This window comes from Enterococcus sp. DIV1937 (assembly GCF_050535975.1).
Classification (GTDB): Bacteria; Bacillota; Bacilli; order Lactobacillales; family Enterococcaceae; genus Enterococcus; species Enterococcus faecalis.
Genome location: NZ_CP172909.1, coordinates 1,958,040 through 1,974,981, shown reverse-complemented (window position 1 = coordinate 1,974,981; position 16,942 = coordinate 1,958,040). Strand labels below are relative to the sequence as shown.

Genomic DNA, 16,942 nt, shown 5'->3' with positions numbered 1-16,942 from the left:
AAATGTTAGTAACAAAAAAAGAAATATCTGTAGCAAATATTGGTGAAGAATTATGGCGTTTTAGTAATTCTTCTTATACAACTGGCTCCCCTTGGACAGAAACACAATTCGCGGAAGATTTTGCTCAGGAAAATAGCGAATATCTTTTTTTAGTTGAAAATGGCCAGTGGTTAGGTTATATTGCCTATCATTTTATTTTAGATGAAGCAGAAATTAGTCACGTTGTTGTGAATGGTCAGAAACAACACCAAGGAATTGGTTGTCAATTAATGAAAGCTTTTAAAGAATATGTTAAAAGTCGTGACATTACACAAATTTTCTTAGAGGTCAGAGAATCGAATACATTAGCTCAAAAACTTTATGAGAAAACAGGTTTTCGGAAAGTAGCTGTTCGAAAAAATTATTATAAAGAACCGCAAGAAAATGCCTTTGTAATGTGTGCGAAATTAAGGAAGGAAGCCCAATGACAATTTTTACAAAAGAACGTAAATTATTATTAGCTGTGGAAAGTAGCTGTGATGAAACAAGTGTGGCTGTCATTGAAGATGGCGACAAAATTCTTTCCAATATCGTAGCTTCGCAAATTAAGAGCCATCAACGTTTTGGCGGAGTCGTTCCGGAAGTTGCGAGTCGTCATCATGTTGAACAAGTGACGATCTGTATTGAAGAAGCATTAACAGAAGCAAAAGTCACACCAGAAGAACTCAGTGGCGTTGCTGTGACCTATGGGCCTGGGTTAGTCGGTGCTTTATTAATAGGACTTTCTGCAGCAAAAGCATTTGCTTGGGCGCACCAATTACCACTTATTCCAGTCAATCATATGGCTGGGCACATTTATGCTGCCCGTTTTGTGGCACCGCTCGAATTTCCATTGATGGCCTTACTCGTTAGTGGAGGACATACGGAATTGGTCTACATGAAAGAAGATGGCTCTTTCAAAATTGTTGGTGAAACACGTGATGATGCAGCTGGTGAAGCGTATGATAAAGTCGGACGTGTGTTAGGGTTGCCTTATCCTAGTGGCAAAGAGATTGATGCTTTGGCCCATGAAGGCACAGATACCTACCAATTTCCACGGGCGATGCTAAAAGAGGATAACTATGACTTTAGCTTTAGTGGTTTGAAAAGTGCGTTTATTAACACGGTTCATAATGCAGAGCAACGTGGTGAAGTACTGTCTACAAAGGATTTAGCCGCAAGTTTTCAGGCGAGTGTGGTAGAAGTATTAGTGACTAAAACCATTCGTGCTTGTCAAGAATATCCTGTTAAGCAATTGCTAATCGCTGGGGGCGTTGCTGCGAATCAAGGATTACGAGAAGCAATGAGACATGCAATCAGTGAACAATTACCAGAAGTGACATTACTTATTCCGCCATTAAAACTTTGTGGGGATAACGCGGCGATGATTGGCGCTGCCGCCTTTATCGAAGCTGAAAAGAATCACTTTGCTTCGTATAACTTAAATGCAGAACCTGGCGTTAGTTTTATGACAATTAGTGAAGAAGGCTAGCCAGCTAGACAAAAATTTGCTATAATGAAGCCAGTTTAATAATGACATTCGATGATAAAGAGAGTACTTATTTCAACGTCAGCTTAGCGATCTTGGGAAGGTGGGAGCCAAGAGTGATTGGAATGAGGAAGCGCACTTTTAGAATTCTGCTGAAAGCAGACGGCAATCACCGTTATCGATGAAGCAGGTCTATCCAAGTAGTATAGACAATTAGAGTGGTACCGCGGGTAAATTCTCGTCTCTGACAAAACAAATTATTTTGTTTTGTCAGAGACGTTTTTGTTTTTTATACTTACAAATTAATCAGGAGGGTTCTTATGAACAACAAAGAAATCGTAGCAAAAGCGTTACATGATGTTTTAAATGAAGAATTAACGATGGATCAAATCGAACAATTATTGGAAAATCCTAAATCTGTTGATCATGGAGATGTTGCTTTTCCAGCCTTTTCATTAGCTAAAATTTATCGTAAAGCACCACAACAAATTGCAGCAGAATTAGCAGAAAAAATTGATGGCACAAATTTTGAAAAAATTGAAGTGGTGGGACCTTATTTAAACTTCTTCATGAATAAAGAAGCAGTCAGTCAAGCTGTTATTGGCGAAGTAGTCAAAGAAAAAAACAACTACGGAAACAGTACCTTTGGTAATAATGGCAATGTTCCTATTGATATGTCTTCACCAAACATTGCTAAACCAATTTCTATGGGGCACTTACGTTCTACGGTAATCGGGAATTCAATTGCCTTTATTTTAGAAAAAATTGGGTATCAGCCAATTCGGATTAACCACTTAGGTGACTGGGGTACACAGTTTGGTAAGTTAATTGTAGCTTATAAAAAATGGGGTTCTGAAGAAGCAGTCCGCCAACAACCAATTAATGAATTATTGCGCTTATATGTGCAATTTCATGAAGAAGCAGAAGAAAAACCAGAATTAGAAGACGAAGCACGTGCATGGTTTAAAAAATTAGAAGAAGGAGACCAAGAAGCTAATGAATTATGGAAATGGTTCCGTAGCGAGTCTCTAAAAGAATTTGATAAAATCTATTCCATGTTAGAAGTTGAATTTGATTCTTATAATGGCGAAGCCTTTTATAATGATAAAATGGATGAAATTGTTACTTTATTAGAAGAAAAACATTTATTAACAGAAAATCAAGGTGCAGAAATTGTTGATTTGACAGAATATAATTTAAATCCAGCACTTATTCGTAAATCAGATGGTGCGACGTTATATATCACACGGGATTTAGCTGCTGCGCTTTACCGTAAACGGACGTATGATTTTGCCAAATCACTTTATGTAGTCGGCAACGAACAAAGCAATCACTTCAAACAATTAAAAGCAGTCTTGAAAGAACTAGGATTTGAATGGTCAGATGATATGGAACACATTCCGTTTGGTTTAATTACTCAAGGCGGTAAAAAATTATCCACACGTAAAGGGAAAATCGTTTTATTAGAAGAAGTATTGAATGAAGCTGTTACTTTAGCAGGAAATCAAATTAACGAGAAAAACCCAGACTTAGCAAATCGTGAAGAAGTGGCGAAACAAGTAGGTGTAGGTGCAGTTATTTTCCATGACCTTAAAAATGATCGTCTAAATAATTTCGATTTTGTATTAGATGAAGTTGTTCGTTTTGAAGGCGAAACTGGGCCATATGTTCAATATACACATGCTCGTGCGATGAGTATTTTACGTAAAGCAAACTTTACACCAGACGCTACACAACGTTATGCACTAAATGACAAGGATAGCTGGGAAGTCGTGAAGTTGTTACAAAAATTCCCTGAAACTGTGATGCAAGCTGCTGAAAAATATGAACCATCTGTTATTGCGAAACATAGCATTCATTTAGCACAAGCGTTCAATAAATATTATGCCCATGTTCGGATTTTGGATGAAGATGCTCAAAAAGAGGCACGCTTAGCGTTAGTTTATGCAGTTGCTACTGTTTTAAAAGAAGATTTACGTTTACTAGGGTTACATGCACCAGAAGAAATGTAGAAGTTTTTGTGAAAATTTTACTGCGTTGAACGCTAAACTTATTAAGCAAATATTAAAGTTAAGTTACAGATTGAGAAATTCATAGTAATTAAATAGCTGGGGTGCTATACTCGAGTCAAGTTATAAAAGGATTAGAAAAGGTGGCACCCAATTATATGACAGAAAAATGGCGTGAAGACGAAGAATATCTTTCTTATGTAGAAGATTTATTAGCAACCGAAGAAGTCCAAAAATTAGCAGAATACACACAACATATGCATTCAACTCGTTTAGAACATTCAATTAGTGTTTCCTATCATAGCTATAAATTAGCAAAGCGTTGGAACGGCAATGCTCGTGCAACAGCTCGTGCTGGTTTATTACATGATTTGTTTTACTATGATTGGCGCACAACAAAGTTTGACGAAGGCTCTCATGCCTATGTTCATCCACGAATTGCAGCCAAAAATGCTGAAAAAATTACAGAGTTGTCTGATTTAGAACGAGACATTATTATTAAACATATGTGGGGCGCAACTATTGCACCACCAAAATACAAAGAAAGTTACATTGTAACCTTTGTTGACAAATATTGTGCTGTAAAAGAAGCAGCGTTGCCGATGACGACAGCCATGAAAACCAAATGGCGTCAGTATTTTGGCCAACAGTCAATCTAATAAAAAGCTTATCCTTACGGATAAGCTTTTTTTGTTTGACGTTGACTAAAAAGTCTAGCATTCATCTATTTAAAATAAATATTAAAAGTAATTTTGTTCTGTTAATTTCTTTTGAGCGTATCGAAAGACTGCTTCTTGATTTTCAGTTGTTAACTGTTTGTAAATGTTCATAATATTGGTTGGGACAACAAATGACGTTTCTTCCGTTTCAGGAATACCTAAGATTTCAAGAGGTGATACATCTAAAATTTTAGATAAGGCGACAATTTTATCCCTCCCCATATTTTCAATCATTCCAGTTTCCCATTTCCTGACGGTACTTTTTCCAACACCAACAAAATTTCCAACTTGTTCTAATGTAAGATTTTTCTCCATCCTTTTTTGCTTCAAAAAATTTTCTTTCAAAAAAACCACCTCCGTAAAAACATTCTAGCACAAAAAGTGTCGCAAAAGAAACATGTTTTACTCTATACATAGAGTGATAAATAACTATTGAATCGGCATATATTGACGGTTTTTTCACAAAATGATATACTTCCAGTGTCTAATAAGACACTAAAAGGGGTGAAAAGGGGGAGTAAAATGGAATCAAATTTAATTCATTCAAAATTGAAATTAAAAGGGAAAAATGTTGAATGGTTAGCAAGTGAAATGACCGCTGCAGGTCAACCAATCTCAGCTTCAACAATTTATAAGAAATTAAAAGGAGAGGTTGTATTTAAAGCTTCAGATATTAAATTGATTTCTAAGTTGTTAGATCTGGAAAGCGAAGAAATCATGGTTATTTTTTTTAATGAACTAGTGTCTAAAAAGACACGTGGAGGTTGTTAAAGGTAATGAGTTATTCTTCTATTGCACTTTCCAGAGTTGCGTGGTATTATTTTTAATAGTTTAATAGCAACATGGTGATGGTGTTCACCACGAACTATTTATTGGACGAATAAATTAATGACGCCTACCAAACGGGAGAAGTGTACCCTTTGGTAGGCTTTTTCTGTACGCTAGGATTGGCGATAAGAAAATTGTAAAGGAGCATGTAAAGTGAAAAAAGAAACAAAGCAACTACTATCAATCGGCGGTTATATGGCAAAATGGTTGCTCATTACCGCAATTATTGGTTTATTTATGGGGGCGTTATCCGCCTTTTTCTTAAAGAGTCTTACCTATGTAACAGATGTTCGTTTAGCAAACCCTTGGTTACTCTTTATCCTCCCCATTAGCGGTGTCGTTTTTACGTATTTCTATACGCGTTTTGGGAAAAATGCTAGCCGAGGAAATAACTTAGTGATTGAACAAGGCAATGGCGGGGAAGAAGATATTCCCTTGCGCTTAATTCCTTTAACATTGTTTGGCACGATTACTACGCACTTATTTGGTGGTTCTGTTGGTCGTGAAGGGACGGCGGTGCAAATGGGGGGCGCAATCGCAAATGCTGTAGGAAAAGTCTTTAAACTGTCCGCTTTGGAACGAGAAGTAATTATTATTAGCGGAATTAGTGCAGGTTTTAGTTCTGTTTTTGGCACACCATTAGCGGGAACGGTTTTCGGATTAGAAGTTTTGGCGATTGGAAAAGTTCGTGCAGAGGCACTTTTCCCAAGTTTTTTTGCAGGCTTATTTGCTAATTTTGTAACTGAAAGTTTTGGTGTAACACATACGCATTATCCGATGGGCAAAATTCCAACTTGGTCGGTTGAACTATTTGTAAAATTATTTTTGGCATCGATTTGTTTTGGTTTGGCAGGTTGGGTTTTTAGTCGTTCCATTGTCTTTTTAAAAAAGACCTACGCAAATTGGTTTGCTAATGTCTACCTTCGTGCGTTTCTTGGCGCTGCCATTGTCGTTCTGTTTGTGCTCGTCTTAAACAACCAACGTTATTTAGGCTTGAGTTTACCTTTACTAGAAGATGCTTTTGCAGGCAATGCGCAGCCTTTTGATTTTGTTGGGAAATTATTCTTTACGGTGTTATCCTTGGGTGCCGGATTCCAAGGAGGAGAAGTGACGCCATTGTTTGAAATTGGGGCTACGTTAGGGAGTTCTTTGGCCCCGTTGTTACATCTATCAATTCCTTTTTTAGCAGGTTTAGGATTTATTGGTGTTTTTTCTGGCGCCACGAATACGCCGATTGCTTGCTTCATTATGGGCATTGAACTATTTGGTAGTGAAGCGGCGGTCTATTTTTTCATGGTCTGCTTAATCAGTTTTATGTGCTCAGGAAATAGCGGTATTTATGCTTCACAACAAAGTTTGTATCGTAAAGGAACAGCAGAATATCCTCTCTTTAACGCATTAAAAAATCGACGTAAATAAGATGTTTTTTTATGAAAATATGCTAAACTAGAGAAGATGAGGTGAAGACATGAAAGACTATCAATATCCATTAGATTTAGATTGGACGACAGAGGAAATGGTGATTGTCACTAATATGTGGACAGCAGTTGAGCAAGCCAACGAAACAGGCTTGCCTGTTGACAAATTTTTAACAACTTATCAACAATTTAAAACGGTCGTTAAAAGTATCGGCGAAGAAAAACGCTTAGGTCGTGAATTTGAAAATGCTTCAGGATATTCGTTATATCGTACGCTTCAACAAGCTAAAAAACAGGGAAGCGGTAAATTAAAGCTGGGGGATGATTAGATGACTGAAACGCAAAAATTTATTCAAACAATTCAAAGTTGGCTTTTTGAAGCAGCCGATGTGATTCGAATGAACTTGGAATCAGAGTTAACCGTTCAACAGAAAAATGGCCGCACCGATTTAGTGACAAATATGGATGAACAAACCCAAGAATTTTTAATGAATAAAATTCAAACAAATTTTCCCGAAGATCAAATTTTAGGGGAAGAAAAAGGCTACAATACTTTAAAAAGTTTTGCTGGTCGCGTGTGGATCATCGATCCGATTGATGGCACAATGAATTTCGTGATGGAAAGAGAAAATTTTTGTATTATGTTAGCTGTTTATGAAGACGGCATTGGTAAATTAGGTTTCATCTATGATGTGATGCGAGAAGAACTTTATTGGGGCGGCAAAGGGCTTGGCGTTTATCGGAATAATCAATTATTAAAAGCGCCTACTATGAAAGCCTTGGCAGATGGATTATGGGGCATGAATGCTTACATGCATGGAAAAAATATTCATCACGCAACGGAAATCGGACAAGCAAGCATGGGCGTGCGTATTAGCGGTTGTGCAGGTTTGGAAATTATTGCTATGTTAAAAGGCAACCATCATGGCTATTTATCTAATCTAAGTCCTTGGGATTATGCAGCAGGCTTAGTACTTTTGGAAGAATTTGGGTTTAAATACTCTGGTATTACAGGAAAACCATTAACTTTTGCGGGTCGTGAATACTTTATTGCAGCAACTCCTGAAACCTATGATGAAGTATTTACCCGATATTTAAATGAATCGGAATAATCAAAGAAGAGCGTTGCTGAAAGGTAAGGCTCTTCCTTTTTTAAAAGAGAAAAATTTGTAAAAAAATGTCCTTGTTTTCAGAAAAAGCCGAATAATTTCTAAAACTTTCATTATTTTTGCAGGCGAAAGCCTTTTTTTAATGAAAAAAGTTTGCTATAATAAGCAGTCGGCTTTTATGGACTTAAGTAACATAAGCGTATATAGATAAGGAGCAATTAAATTGAAATACAGAGATGATATTCGTAACGTGGCAATTATCGCCCACGTTGACCATGGTAAAACAACCTTAGTAGATGAACTTTTAAAACAATCTGACACTTTAGATGGACACACACAATTACAAGAACGTGCAATGGATTCCAATGCACTTGAAAGTGAACGTGGAATTACTATCTTAGCAAAAAATACAGCCGTAGATTATAACGGTACACGTATCAACATTCTAGATACACCAGGACACGCGGACTTCGGTGGTGAAGTAGAACGTATCATGAAAATGGTAGACGGTGTTGTTTTAGTTGTCGATGCGTATGAAGGAACAATGCCTCAAACACGTTTCGTATTGAAAAAAGCATTAGAACAAAAAGTAACACCAATCGTGGTTGTTAACAAAATTGACAAACCTTCTGCTCGTCCTGAACACGTAGTAGATGAAGTTTTAGAGTTATTCATCGAATTAGGTGCAGACGACGATCAATTAGATTTCCCAGTTGTTTATGCTTCTGCTTTAAACGGAACTTCAAGTGAATCAGATGATCCAGCAGATCAAGAGCCAACAATGGCCCCAATTTTTGATAAAATTATTGAACATGTGCCAGCTCCAGTTGATAATTCAGACGAACCACTTCAATTCCAAGTCTCATTACTAGACTACAACGATTACGTTGGACGTATTGGGATTGGCCGTGTGTTCCGTGGCACAATGAAAGTCGGCGACCAAGTTGCGTTGATGAAATTAGATGGCAGCGTGAAAAATTTCCGTGTAACGAAAATTTTAGGTTTCTTTGGCTTACAACGTGTGGAAATTGATGAAGCAAAAGCGGGCGATTTAATTGCCGTTTCTGGAATGGAAGACATTTTCGTTGGGGAAACAGTTGTAGATGTTCACAATCAAGAAGCATTACCAATTCTACACATTGATGAGCCAACCTTACAAATGACTTTCTTAGTTAACAATTCTCCATTTGCGGGACGTGAAGGAAAATACATCACCGCTCGTAAAATCGAAGAACGTTTAATGGCTGAATTACAAACAGACGTATCTTTACGTGTTGATCCAATTGGCCCAGATTCTTGGACTGTATCAGGCCGTGGCGAATTGCATTTATCAATTTTAATTGAAAACATGCGTCGTGAAGGCTATGAATTACAAGTTTCTCGTCCAGAAGTTATTGAGCGTGAAATTGACGGGGTTAAATGTGAACCATTTGAACGTGTTCAAATTGACACACCTGAAGAATACATGGGTAGCGTGATTGAATCACTAAGTTTACGTAAAGGCGAAATGCAAGATATGATTAATGCCGGTAACGGACAAATGCGTTTAATCTTCTTAGCACCAGCTCGTGGCTTAATTGGTTATTCAACAGAATTCTTATCAATGACTCGTGGTTATGGTATTATGAACCACACCTTCGATCAATACTTACCAATGATTCAAGGAACGATTGGTGGCCGTCATCAAGGTGCATTAGTTTCAATCGATACTGGTAAAGCAACGACTTACTCAATTATGAGTATTGAAGAACGTGGTACAGTTTTCGTTGAACCAACGACAGAAGTTTACGAAGGAATGATTGTTGGGGAAAACAACCGCGACAACGATTTAACTGTGAACATCACAAAAGCTAAACAAATGACTAACGTTCGTTCGGCAACGAAAGACCAAACATCAGTCATCAAAAAACCGAAAAAATTAACGTTAGAAGAATCATTAGAATTCTTGAATGAAGATGAATACTGTGAAGTAACACCAGAAAGCATCCGTTTAAGAAAACAAATTCTTAACAAAAATGAACGCGAAAAAGCAAGCAAGAAAAAGAAAAAAGCTGAATAATTTTTCGACAAATAAACATTTAAACCAACTATGCTCGTTTTACTACGAAAATAGTTGGTTTTTTTTGATGGCAAAAACGAATTAATGCGTATTTTAAGATAAGGTTATTTTTTTATGTGTGGATAACTACTCGTTATCCACAACAAGCAAATGCCGCTATTTTTGAAAGCTTTTGATAGCAAGCTTTCACAATTTTTCATTCTTTTTGATGTTTCACGTTAACTGGTGTTTCACGATTGTGTCTTGTTTTAACACACCTTGTTCCTGTTAGATTAGCGTGTTAAAATGACTTGTAGAACAAAGATTGGAGCGCAATAAATGAGTGCATTACAAGAATTATTAAAAGATACATTTGGCTATGATGATTTTCGGCCAGGACAAGAAACGATTATTCGTCATGTATTGCGACAAGAAAATGTCTTAGGCATTATGCCAACAGGTGGAGGCAAATCGATTTGTTATCAGTTGCCAGCCTTACTTTTGGATAATTTAACATTGGTGATTTCACCATTAATTTCTTTAATGAAAGATCAAGTAGATGCCCTGAATTTAATGGGGATTCCAGCTACATATATCAATAGTACCATTTCCTATCAAGAAATGAATCATCGTATTCAATTAGCGGTTAACAAAGAAGTCAAGCTATTGTATGTTGCGCCAGAGCGATTAGAATCTTATGATTTTCAACAGATGCTGACACATGTACCGATTGATTTATTGGCAGTAGATGAGGCACACTGTATTTCACAATGGGGGCATGATTTTCGTCCAAGCTATTTGCGTTTAGCAGAGATTATCGATCAATTTCAACAACAACCAACTGTGATTGCACTAACAGCAACAGCAACGCCACAAGTAGCGGAGGATATTGTCAAGCAATTAAGAATTCCATCAGAAAATGAAATCAAAACAGGATTCGCTCGAGAAAATTTATCTTTTCAAGTCGTGAAAGATCAAAATAGAGACGTTTTTCTTTTGGAATATTTAAAGATGAATACTGGACAATCAGGTATTATTTATGCAAGCACGCGGAAGGAAGTTGAACGAATTTATCATTTATTAGAAAGTAAAAAAATTGCAGCTGGGATGTATCATGGGGGCATGAGTGAACAGTTACGTAGTGAAAATCAAGAAGCATTCTTGTATGATCAAGTGCAAGTGATGGTAGCAACAAATGCCTTTGGTATGGGGATTAATAAGAGTAATGTTCGTTTTGTCATTCACGCACAAGTACCAGGAAATATTGAATCTTATTACCAAGAAGCGGGCCGAGCTGGTCGTGACGGTCTACCTAGTGATGCTGTGTTAATGTTTGCTCCACAAGACTTGCAAATTCAACAATACTTTATTGAACAATCTGAAATGACCATTGATTATAAGCAGAAAGAGTACTTGAAATTACGGGAAATGTCACAATATGCGAATGCACAAATGTGTTTACAAAAATATATTTTACGCTATTTTGGTGAAGAAGGGACGGACTGCGGTCGCTGCTCGAATTGTCTGGATAATCGAGAATTAGTCGATATTACGGTTGATGCCCAAAAAGTCTTGTCTTGTGTAAAACGTATGGGAGAACGTTTCGGTAAGGGCTTAGTTGGTAAAGTCTTGACTGGCTCAAAAGATCAAAAAATTGATCAATGGCATTTTGATCGTTTGCCAACATACGGACTAATGAAAGGTCGCACGCAAAAAGAAGTCACACAGCTGATTGATTATTTGACAGCAGAACGTTATTTAATTCCTTCTGATGGGCAATTTCCGTTGTTATCAGTCTCGACAGAAGGTGTTCAGGTGCTTTTAGGGGAACGGAAAGTCTTCCGAAAAGAAGACCAAAAAGTTCGAAAAGTAGCAGTGGATGATGCCTTGTTTGAACGATTACGCGAATTACGTATGGACATGGCTCAAGAGGCAGGCGTGCCGCCATATGTAGTCTTTTCCGATAGTACACTTAAAGAAATGTGTGAAAAATTACCGCAAACAACGATTCAATTATTGCAAATAAAAGGGGTCGGCCAAAATAAATTAGATAAATATGGCACCGCCTTTTTAGAAGTAATTAAAGAATATCAAGAGACAAAAAAATGATATAGTTTGTTATTTTATTTAAAATTAAAAGCAGAAAATAAGGAAAAAGTCTTTTAATGTATTTGTTGTTGTATTGATAAAATAAGCTTGTTATATAAAGAGATTTCTTACTTAATATATCGCTTGGTTTTAGAAAATTTCTTAAAGGAAATTTTCTGAAATCATCATGTATCTAACTGAGAATTATGTTATAATTATTTAATTAAGATAGGGAGGTTCTGTACAAATGGACGAAGGAATTTCAAAGAAATTTGCCATTCAATTATTAGAAGACGATGCAGAACGCATTAAAATGCTTATTCGTAATCAAAAAAACAGTTTGTGCATTTCTCAATGTAAAGCATTTGAAGAAGTGGTGGATACACAAATGTATGGTTTTTCAAGACAAGTGACCTATGCGACCCGTTTGGGGATTTTAACTAATGATGAAGGACATCGCTTACTAAGTGATTTAGAACGCGAATTGAATCAATTATATACAGATGTTTATGAAGAAACACAAGAAAAAAACGAGATTGGCAAGGAGGGTTAAGCTTTGCCAAACAAAGTAAAGAAACGGCATTTGCTAGACTATAGTATTTTTATTCCATATTTAATTTTAAGTATCGTGGGATTGATTATGGTATATAGTTCCACATCCGCATTACAAGTAATGAAAGGTTTTTCACCTACGTCATTCGTTATTAACCAGGTTGCCTTTTGGGTAGTAGGGTTAGTTGCAATGTTTTTTATTTATAAGATGAAAACATCCGTTTTCCAGAATCGAAGTTTTATCATGTTTGCCATTGCAGTAATTACGGTTATGGTTTTAGCCGTTCGGATTCCTGGTATCGGGAAAGAAATTAACGGCGCACGTGGTTGGATTGAGATTGGTGGATTTTCGATGCAACCAGCTGAGTATTTAAAAATCATGGTTGTCTGGTACTTGTCTTATATTTTAGCACGGCGACAAAAGACAATTAATGGAGGCATGGATCAATTTAAACAAGCTGCCGGGCGCCCGTTGATGCTCGTTTTTGTATTAATTGCTCTAGTTGCAATCCAGCCTGACTTCGGGAATGCGGCCATTCTAACATTAATTACCATCGTGATGGTTTTAGCAAGTGGGATTAATTATATGTATACCTACTTGGTCGGTGGCTTGGGCATTTTAGGTAGTATCACGGCTATTCAGTTATTAATTATGTCTAAAGGAAAAATTTTCCCAGCGCGTTATCAATATATTTATAATCGTTTTGCTGTTTTTAAAAATCCATTTTTAGATGAACGGAACTTAGGCCATCAGTTAGCTAATTCTTATTATGCAATCAGTAATGGCGGCTGGTTTGGCAAAGGTCTAGGGAATAGTGTTCAGAAAAAAGGCTTTTTACCAGAAGCACATACGGACTTTATCTTTGCGATTACTTTAGAAGAGTTAGGCATTATCGGCGGTCTAGCGATTTTAGGATTGTTGATGTTTATGATTGCGCGAATTATTTTAGTCGGTGTACGCTCGAAGAAACCTTTTAATTCACTAATGTGTATTGGAATTGGTACAATGTTATTAATTCAAGTCTTTATTAATGTTGGTGGGATTACTGGGATTATTCCATTAACAGGAATTACTTTCCCGTTCTTGAGTCAAGGTGGGAATAGTTTGCTGATTATTTCGATTGCTGTGGCCTTTGTCCTGAATATCAGTGCAGATGAAACACGTCAGAAATTAGAAAATGAGTACTATTTATCTTTAGAACAGAACCAATAAATTTGAAGGAAATTGATGGTAGGAGTGACGTTATGAAAAAGGTATTAGTTGCCAATCGTGGTGAAATTGCGATTCGAATTTTTAGAGCTTGTACAGAATTAGATATCCAGACAGTAGCGATTTATGCTGCAGAAGATGAGTATTCTGTTCATCGTTTCAAAGCAGATGAAGCGTATTTAGTTGGTAAAGGGAAAAAACCAATTGAAGCCTATTTAGACATTGAAAATATTATCCAAATTGCCAAAAAATCGGGAGCAGATGCCATTCATCCTGGTTATGGCTTTTTATCAGAGAACTTACGCTTCGCCGAACGTTGTGAAGAAGAAGGAATCATTTTTGTTGGACCTAAAACACATCATTTAGATATTTTTGGCGATAAAATTAAAGCGAAAGAAGCAGCTGTAGCTGCGGGGATTGCTTCGATTCCAGGCTCAGACGGGCCAGTAGCAACGGTGGAAGAGGTCGTAGCTTTTGGTGAAACGCATGGCTTTCCTATCATGATTAAAGCTGCTTTAGGTGGCGGCGGTCGCGGGATGCGCGTTGCCCACGATGCCAAAGAAGCACGAGAAGGTTACGAGAGAGCCAAAAGTGAAGCGAAAGCAGCCTTTGGTTCTGACGAGGTTTATGTTGAAAAGTATATTTCTAATCCTAAACATATCGAAGTACAAATTTTAGGCGATCATCATGGGAACGTCTTGCATTTATTTGAACGTGATTGTTCCGTTCAACGGCGCCACCAAAAAGTGGTAGAAGTCGCACCATGTGTATCAATGAATGAAGAACAACGAGCAGCCATTTGTTCGGCTGCTGTACAGTTAATGGCGCATGTCGGCTACGTGAATGCGGGAACGGTTGAGTTTTTAGTAGAAGGGGATCAGTTTTATTTTATTGAAGTGAATCCTCGTGTTCAGGTAGAACATACTATCACAGAAATGATTACAGATATTGATATTGTGATCTCTCAATTACAAATTGCACAAGGGCTTGATTTGCATAGAGATATGCATTTGCCAAAACAAAACGAATTGACATTAAAAGGCGCGGCTATTCAATGTCGGATTACGACTGAAGATCCCCTGAACCAGTTTATGCCAGACACAGGGAAAATCGATACGTATCGTTCACCAGGTGGTTTTGGTGTGCGTTTAGATGTAGGGAATGCTTATTCTGGCTACGCTGTGACGCCCTACTTTGATTCTTTATTAGTTAAAGTCTGTACGCATGGTTTCTCTTTTGAACAGGCAATCAGTAAAATGCAACGCTGCTTAAAAGAATTTCGGATTCGTGGCGTGAAAACAAATATTCCGTTTTTACAAAATGTTGTGAGCTATCCAGCGTTTCAATCTGGCGAAGCCAAAACAACCTTTATTGATAATACACCTGAATTATTTGAATTTCCTCGTATGCGCGATCGTGGCAATAAAACGATGAAATACATTGGAGAAGTAACGGTCAATGGGTTCCCTGGCATTGAACGAACGGAGAAAAAATATTTTGAAGCCCCGCGCGTGCCGACAGATATTGAAGTTCCAGAAAAAGTGATCACAGCTAAAAATATTCTAGACGCTCAAGGAGCAACCGCCGTCATTGATTGGGTTAAGAATCAAGAAAGTGTGTTAATGACAGATACCACGTTCCGTGATGCGCACCAAAGTTTATTAGCTACTCGTGTGAGAACACAAGATTTTAAAGCAATTGCTGGTCTAACTGATGCAGCCCTGCCTGAGCTGTTTTCTAGTGAAATGTGGGGTGGCGCTACGTTCGATGTTGCCTATCGCTTCTTAACCGAAGACCCATGGCAACGTTTAAGAAAAATTCGTCAGTTGATGCCAAACACACTTTTACAAATGCTGTTCAGAGGTTCTAATGCGGTAGGCTATCAAAATTACCCTGATAATGTTATTGAAGAATTCATTAAAGAATCTGCTCGCCAAGGAGTCGATGTTTTCCGAATTTTTGATAGCTTAAACTGGATTCCTCAAATGGAAAAAAGTATTCAAGTCGTTCGGGATACCGGAAAAATTGCGGAAGCAGCAATTTGTTATACTGGGGACATCAATGATCCAGCCCGAGCAAAATATAATGTTCAATATTACCTTGATATGGCTAAAGAATTGGAAAATTTAGGGGCACAAATCATTGCGATTAAAGATATGGCTGGCTTATTGAAACCACAAGCTGCTTATCGTTTAATTAGTGAATTAAAGGCAGCCACGGATTTACCAATTCATCTCCATACCCACGATACTAGTGGCAATGGGATCATCACTTATTCAGCAGCTACTAAAGCAGGCGTTGATATTGTTGACGTCGCAATGAGTGCGATGAGTGGCGCAACTAGCCAGCCAAGTATGAACAGTCTATATTATGCTTTAGTCAATGGTGAACGGACGCCAACTATTAACATTGATAATGCACAGAAAATCAATCATTATTGGGAAGATGTGCGCATGTATTATCAACCATTTGAAAATGGGTTAAATGCCCCGCAAACAGAAGTCTATATGCATGAAATGCCTGGTGGTCAATACTCTAATCTACAGCAGCAAGCAAAAGCGGTAGGCTTAGGGCACCGTTGGGATGAAATCAAAAAAATGTATCACACAGTGAATTTGATGTTTGGCGATATTGTAAAAGTGACGCCATCTTCAAAAGTCGTGGGAGACATGGCACTCTTCATGGTTCAAAATAATCTGACAGAACAAGATGTTTATGCGCGTGGTGAAGAACTAAGTTTTCCTGAATCAGTTGTGACTTTTTTCCAAGGTGATTTAGGTCAACCAGTTGGTGGGTTCCCGAAAGAGCTCCAACGAATTATTCTAAAAGGTCGACCAGCCTTCACAGAGCGGCCAGGTGACTTAGCAGCACCTGTTGATTTTGCGAAAGTACAAGAAGAATTAGCCGAAAAAATTGGGTATCAACCTAAATTGGAAGAAGTTTTAAGTTATTTAATGTATCCACAAGTATTTTTAGAGTATCGTCAAAAATACGAAACCTTTGGAGATATAACCTTATTAGATACGCCAACATTCTTTAATGGTATTCGTCAAGGAGAGACATTGGAAGTTCAAATTGAACGAGGAAAAACGTTAATTATTCGTTTAGATGAAATTGGCGAACCTGATATTGACGGAAACCGTGTCTTGTTCTTCAATTTGAATGGGCAACGTCGTGAGGTTTTAGTTAAAGATGCCTCTATTAAGTCAGCTGTTCAAGTTAAACAAAAGGCGGAACCAACTAATAAAGAACAAATCGGCGCAACGATGTCTGGTTCTGTTCTACAAGTATTGGTCAAACGTGGCGATAAAGTAGAAAAAGGTCAGCCGTTGCTGATTACAGAAGCCATGAAAATGGAAACGACTATCGAAGCACGTTTTGCGGGCACGGTAGATCACATTTATGTTGAAGAAGGCGAAGCAATCAGCTCAGGTGATTTGTTATTAGAAGTGAAAGAAAAATAA

At 37.5% G+C, this 16,942-nt stretch carries 14 protein-coding genes, 1 riboswitch and 1 other annotated feature; of the genes, 13 read left to right on the top strand and 1 reads right to left on the bottom strand.

Annotated elements, in window-relative coordinates; all coding sequences use genetic code 11:
- The first annotated feature begins 2 nt into the window (after positions 1–2).
- The 4 genes from rimI to IGL13_RS09410 all read left to right on the top strand — a co-directional run bounded on the left by rimI (position 3) and on the right by IGL13_RS09410 (position 4,175).
- Positions 3–467 (top strand): ribosomal protein S18-alanine N-acetyltransferase, encoded by a 465-nt coding sequence (rimI, locus tag IGL13_RS09425; RefSeq protein ID WP_002359702.1) that lies wholly within the window; start codon positions 3–5, stop codon positions 465–467.
- Positions 464–1,510 carry a tRNA (adenosine(37)-N6)-threonylcarbamoyltransferase complex transferase subunit TsaD gene (gene tsaD, locus IGL13_RS09420; protein ID WP_002378561.1) on the top strand — a complete coding sequence of 349 codons (1,047 nt, stop codon included), beginning with the start codon at positions 464–466 and terminating at the stop codon, positions 1,508–1,510. The genes rimI and tsaD overlap by 4 nt, the downstream gene beginning before the upstream one ends.
- A 42-nt stretch (positions 1,511–1,552) precedes the next feature.
- Positions 1,553–1,756 (top strand) — a binding site (T-box leader).
- 71 nt (positions 1,757–1,827) lie between these two features.
- Positions 1,828–3,519 carry an arginine--tRNA ligase gene (gene argS, locus IGL13_RS09415; RefSeq protein ID WP_002372206.1) on the top strand — a complete coding sequence of 564 codons (1,692 nt, stop codon included), beginning with the start codon at positions 1,828–1,830 and terminating at the stop codon, positions 3,517–3,519.
- Positions 3,520–3,674: 155 nt separating this feature from the next.
- A complete protein-coding gene (locus tag IGL13_RS09410) occupies positions 3,675–4,175 on the top strand; it encodes an HD domain-containing protein (protein WP_002356666.1) in 501 nt (166 codons plus the stop codon).
- Positions 4,176–4,256: 81 nt separating this feature from the next.
- On the opposite strand, the gene IGL13_RS09405 is transcribed toward IGL13_RS09410, so the two are convergent.
- The gene (locus IGL13_RS09405; RefSeq protein WP_002362641.1) at positions 4,257–4,589 is read right to left on the bottom strand and encodes a helix-turn-helix domain-containing protein; all 333 of its coding nucleotides are present in this window, start codon (positions 4,587–4,589) and stop codon (positions 4,257–4,259) included.
- A 93-nt stretch (positions 4,590–4,682) separates the two neighbouring features.
- Between IGL13_RS09405 and IGL13_RS09400 the strand changes: the two genes are divergently transcribed.
- From IGL13_RS09400 to IGL13_RS09360, 9 genes are all read left to right on the top strand, one after another.
- Positions 4,683–5,006, top strand: a complete 324-nt coding sequence (locus IGL13_RS09400) for a hypothetical protein (protein ID WP_002401897.1) — start codon at positions 4,683–4,685, stop codon at positions 5,004–5,006.
- Positions 5,007–5,070: 64 nt separating this feature from the next.
- Positions 5,071–5,140: riboswitch (Fluoride riboswitch) on the top strand.
- A 76-nt stretch (positions 5,141–5,216) separates the two neighbouring features.
- Positions 5,217–6,482 carry a voltage-gated chloride channel family protein gene (locus tag IGL13_RS09395; protein ID WP_002378559.1) on the top strand — a complete coding sequence of 422 codons (1,266 nt, stop codon included), beginning with the start codon at positions 5,217–5,219 and terminating at the stop codon, positions 6,480–6,482.
- Positions 6,483–6,531: 49 nt separating this feature from the next.
- Positions 6,532–6,810, top strand: a complete 279-nt coding sequence (locus IGL13_RS09390) for a UPF0223 family protein (protein WP_002356679.1) — start codon at positions 6,532–6,534, stop codon at positions 6,808–6,810.
- Positions 6,811–7,593 carry an inositol monophosphatase family protein gene (locus tag IGL13_RS09385; RefSeq protein WP_002356680.1) on the top strand — a complete coding sequence of 261 codons (783 nt, stop codon included), beginning with the start codon at positions 6,811–6,813 and terminating at the stop codon, positions 7,591–7,593.
- Positions 7,594–7,813: 220 nt separating this feature from the next.
- Positions 7,814–9,649, top strand: coding sequence for a translational GTPase TypA (gene typA / locus IGL13_RS09380; RefSeq protein WP_002356682.1), 1,836 nt, complete (start codon positions 7,814–7,816; stop codon positions 9,647–9,649).
- A gap of 318 nt (positions 9,650–9,967) precedes the next feature.
- Positions 9,968–11,737, top strand: a complete 1,770-nt coding sequence (gene recQ / locus IGL13_RS09375) for a DNA helicase RecQ (RefSeq protein WP_002356683.1) — start codon at positions 9,968–9,970, stop codon at positions 11,735–11,737.
- Between the two features lie 226 nt (positions 11,738–11,963).
- A complete protein-coding gene (locus tag IGL13_RS09370; protein WP_002356684.1) occupies positions 11,964–12,269 on the top strand; it encodes a YlaN family protein in 306 nt (101 codons plus the stop codon).
- A 3-nt stretch (positions 12,270–12,272) separates the two neighbouring features.
- Complete coding sequence (locus IGL13_RS09365) at positions 12,273–13,481, top strand: FtsW/RodA/SpoVE family cell cycle protein (RefSeq protein ID WP_002356686.1); 1,209 nt, start codon at positions 12,273–12,275, stop codon at positions 13,479–13,481.
- 32 nt (positions 13,482–13,513) lie between these two features.
- The gene (locus IGL13_RS09360; RefSeq protein ID WP_002378558.1) at positions 13,514–16,942 is read left to right on the top strand and encodes a pyruvate carboxylase; all 3,429 of its coding nucleotides are present in this window, start codon (positions 13,514–13,516) and stop codon (positions 16,940–16,942) included.

What these genes read in the sequence shown, in the direction of transcription:
- IGL13_RS09410 (WP_002356666.1), top strand. Translation starts at nt 3,675, where the DNA reads ATGACAGAAAAATGGCGTGAAGACGAAGAATATCTTTCTTATGTAGAA.
- rimI (WP_002359702.1), top strand. Translation starts at nt 3, where the DNA reads ATGTTAGTAACAAAAAAAGAAATATCTGTAGCAAATATTGGTGAAGAA.
- IGL13_RS09390 (WP_002356679.1), top strand. Translation starts at nt 6,532, where the DNA reads ATGAAAGACTATCAATATCCATTAGATTTAGATTGGACGACAGAGGAA.
- recQ (WP_002356683.1), top strand. Translation starts at nt 9,968, where the DNA reads ATGAGTGCATTACAAGAATTATTAAAAGATACATTTGGCTATGATGAT.
- tsaD (WP_002378561.1), top strand. Translation starts at nt 464, where the DNA reads ATGACAATTTTTACAAAAGAACGTAAATTATTATTAGCTGTGGAAAGT.
- IGL13_RS09360 (WP_002378558.1), top strand. Translation starts at nt 13,514, where the DNA reads ATGAAAAAGGTATTAGTTGCCAATCGTGGTGAAATTGCGATTCGAATT.
- IGL13_RS09370 (WP_002356684.1), top strand. Translation starts at nt 11,964, where the DNA reads ATGGACGAAGGAATTTCAAAGAAATTTGCCATTCAATTATTAGAAGAC.
- argS (WP_002372206.1), top strand. Translation starts at nt 1,828, where the DNA reads ATGAACAACAAAGAAATCGTAGCAAAAGCGTTACATGATGTTTTAAAT.
- IGL13_RS09385 (WP_002356680.1), top strand. Translation starts at nt 6,811, where the DNA reads ATGACTGAAACGCAAAAATTTATTCAAACAATTCAAAGTTGGCTTTTT.